General features: G+C 41.1%; 2 protein-coding genes. One reads left to right on the top strand and one right to left on the bottom strand.

The genetic code is table 11. The annotated features are described in order from the left end of the window. Positions 1-221 precede the first annotated feature (221 nt). Positions 222-1079 (top strand): hypothetical protein, encoded by an 858-nt coding sequence (locus tag APB76_RS18085; RefSeq protein ID WP_054963639.1) that lies wholly within the window; start codon positions 222-224, stop codon positions 1077-1079. A gap of 140 nt (positions 1080-1219) precedes the next feature. Here the strand turns inward: APB76_RS18085 and APB76_RS18080 are convergent, their stop codons facing one another. Continuing rightward, positions 1220-1750, bottom strand: coding sequence for a GNAT family N-acetyltransferase (locus APB76_RS18080; RefSeq protein WP_054963638.1), 531 nt, complete (start codon positions 1748-1750; stop codon positions 1220-1222). Positions 1751-3416: the final 1666 nt, after the last annotated feature.

The following is a 3416-nucleotide window of genomic DNA, read 5'->3' as shown; positions in this document are numbered from 1 at the left end:
ACCCCGTATTCATGAGCACTTAAGCCCTTAGTTTCTTTAAACACTAGCTAACGCCGCGTTAAGTGGTGAGCAACGCAGACCACCACACCTAAACCATTGTGCCGTAAACACTAAAGCAGAATCAAACCGAAAATGCAAAGCGTTGGGAATCCGTCTTAAACGCCTTGTTATGTGCACATGATACACAGTAGAATTGCATACCATTAAAACGGAGTTAGGCTATGATAAAGACCCACATAAAGCACATTAAAGAAATATTTTCAGAAGAAGAACACCCAATAAAGCACTTAGGTGGCTACATCAGGTTTTGGTGTGGCAACTACAAACGACGCTTATGTAAATATCTGCTAGGAAAGTTCCATTTTTTCGTTGAGAACAGCTTAATATCTACACTTATGCTACCAGCTTTATTTTTATTGGTATTTTCCGATTCATCATCTTGGGCTATACACGATAGTAACTCGGTTTTTAAATGCATTCGAGCGTATATCAAAAACAATGCAATAATTTTCAATTTATGTATCGGTTACATTGTCAGCTACATTTTCTTCTATTTAGTCGTTTATCGTGTCGAGCAACGAAATGCAAAGAAAATGAAACCTATGCTTCACAACCTTTTAGCGGAAACCAAATTTATTTTAGGTGACATTATTGAAGTGATTTCTAGTGAGTTCCAAATTCAAAATAATAACCCAGAGTACAAATCCATGCGGGCGTTCAATGATGAAGAGTTAACTATAGCTCTAGAAAACATTAAGAAGAACTCGCCAATATCGCTAACAACTAATGCTAGTCACAACCGACATATCATTAACCAACAACCTAACTTAAGCGATTACATTCGCATATCATTTGAAATGCTAAACCACAAGATAAGAAGCTCCTCTGCTGTAGTAAATAGCTCTGACGATACTTTGCTTGAGTTACTCAACCGTTTAGGAACGATGGAAAGCACTTTTAATATTTTTGCGTACAGTGATTTCGTAGGGACTGACTTAAAATCAAATATTTCCGTAGTAAAAGATATTATCAAATTGGATGCTGAGCTAACGAAGCATTACTCTGATTACTATTCTTAAAGGTTGGAGTTGGTGGTGCACATAACGCCCTGCTAAGTGGCTAGCAACGCAAACCACGATACTTAAACTAGCCGCCGTAAACACTGTACCAAACTAAAACAAAAATTGCCGAGCGTTGATAGTCCGTCTTAAGCAGTTTGTTATAAGCCTGTTTTCGAGTACACGGCTGTGCTACTTAGCTGACCTGACGGGAGCTTTCGATCATTGCGTAATATACCTTCAAAAACATACCCACATCTCTCTGCAACAGCTCGACTCTTTACATTTTCCACGGCTGCCTTAATTTCCAATCTATTGGCCTTGAGTTCTACAAATGCGTAAGTTTCTAGTGCTTTAACCGCTTCTACGATGAAGCCATGCCCTACGCATGAGCTACGTAACCAATACCCAATTTCAAAATAAGGAACGTCTTTGTCCCGAATTATTAAACCAATTGCGCCGATGAAGTCATGTGTATTTTTATCTAAGAGTGAATAGCGCAGTTCACCTTCGAAATTTTCGAAGTTACTAATAGCCTGCTTTGTATTCTCTATTGATTCAGATTCAGTCAAAGCATATTTAACCCACGGTAAATACACACCTAGCTCATTTTGACTTTCTAGTATTGCTTCCAGCATCAATGGCTGAAGCTCCATCGAAGGCGGAACTAACCTTAATCTTTCTGTTTCCATATTTGCCTACATCCGATAAAGGCTTATAACGCTGTGTTAAGTGGTGAGCAACGCACCACGACACTTAATAAAGCCACCTTAATCACTGCACTAAAATTTGCAACCAAAACCGCCGAGCGTTGAGAATCCAGCTTGAACACTTTGTTAATAAAGTACTTTCCGCGCGCTCTAGACCCAAACAACCCACCGAACTCAACAGTACAAACCAACCAGATTCTTATTGGCTACTGACCCACCGATATTTCCAGAAAACCTGTTTCAGCGGGTAGAAAAAACAGAGTGGCAGAGAGCGGGCCACCCACTGAAGTGACGGACAGTTAATTGCCACAGCGGTGAACTCATGAGAGCGATGATGGTTGTTGGCATATTAGCGCTTTCGATGCTTTCAAATGGCATTTACGTCAAAGAAACTTGAGAACTCAGAGCGCGCTGAGAAAGAGAATTTGTGCCGAAAAAGGTACAGCCATTGAAAGACTACATATCAAAAAAACTATTCGTTAACAGTAGCTTATTAACGCCCTGCTAAGTGGCTGACAACATACCATAAAACGTTAACAAGCCACCGTAAACACAGAACAAACTTTGAAGTAAATTCGCCCCGCGTTGGCAGTCCGTCTTAAGCAGATTGTTAATAAAGTACTTTCCGCGCGCTCTAGACCCCAACAAACCACTGAACTGAACACCACAAACCAACCCAATTTTTGTTGGCTGCCGCCCCACTTTACTTTCCAGAAAAACCAATCTAGCGCGTAGCAAAACTGATGTAACAGAGAACAGGCCACCCGCTAAAGTTACGGACAGTTAATTGCCACAACGATGAACTTTTGAGAGCGAAGTTGGTTGCTGGCATATTAGCGCTTTCGATGATTTCAAATGGCACTTACACCAAAGAAACTAACGGACTTAAAGCATGCTAAACACCTAGAATTGAAACAGAAAGACCAACAACGACTAAAGGACTACTAGCCCAAGAAGCACTCGTTAACAGTAGCTTATTAACGCCGCGTTAAGGGGTGCAGGCACGCAATACAAAAGCTACCGCACAGTGCCTTAAACACTGAACCCAACGCATACTAAAAATGCCACGCGTGCCAAATCCCTCTTAAACGCTTGTTATACGCACGATCGTTAAAGCCAAAATTCTATGCCAGACCCGATTTTGAAACCATGATCTTTATGTGCTTTGATGCACTTAAGTCAGGCTTAGACTGACAGCAACTTGCCACTGAAACCACTTGGAACTACCAACGCCGCAGAAAACAGACAGGCAACACCAACAAATGCTTTTGGAACGACAATTTCACAATGAGATCTTTCAACAAACTCACTGAAACCACGTGAACTCACCACACCAGAAAAAGCGGCCTTTCAGCGAGTAAATCGGCTTTTAGAAAGATAAAACCACAAGGCTGAGTTTCAGCGAAAACTATCGCCTCGTTTTGCCCCACGCTATCAGCATCAAAGAAGAAAATTATCGACAAATGACAGGCCAGAACTGAACCAAGAATCAGAAAAACGAAACTAAAATTTGTGGCGAGAAACACCTGAATTTAACACCGAAAATCCGGAATATTGCCCTAAAATTTTAGACTTTCTTCATCTGGCGTATAACGCCCTGCTAAGTGGCTAGCAACGCATTACACGATACTTTAACTAGCCGCCGTAA

This window comes from Vibrio bivalvicida, assembly GCF_001399455.2.
GTDB classification, from domain to species: Bacteria; Pseudomonadota; Gammaproteobacteria; order Enterobacterales; family Vibrionaceae; genus Vibrio; species Vibrio bivalvicida.
Note: the sequence above shows the minus strand (reverse complement) of the source record. Positions and strands in the feature narration are given on the sequence as shown.

What these genes read in the sequence shown, in the direction of transcription:
- APB76_RS18085 (WP_054963639.1), top strand. Translation starts at nt 222, where the DNA reads ATGATAAAGACCCACATAAAGCACATTAAAGAAATATTTTCAGAAGAA.
- APB76_RS18080 (WP_054963638.1), bottom strand. Translation starts at nt 1,750, where the DNA reads ATGGAAACAGAAAGATTAAGGTTAGTTCCGCCTTCGATGGAGCTTCAG.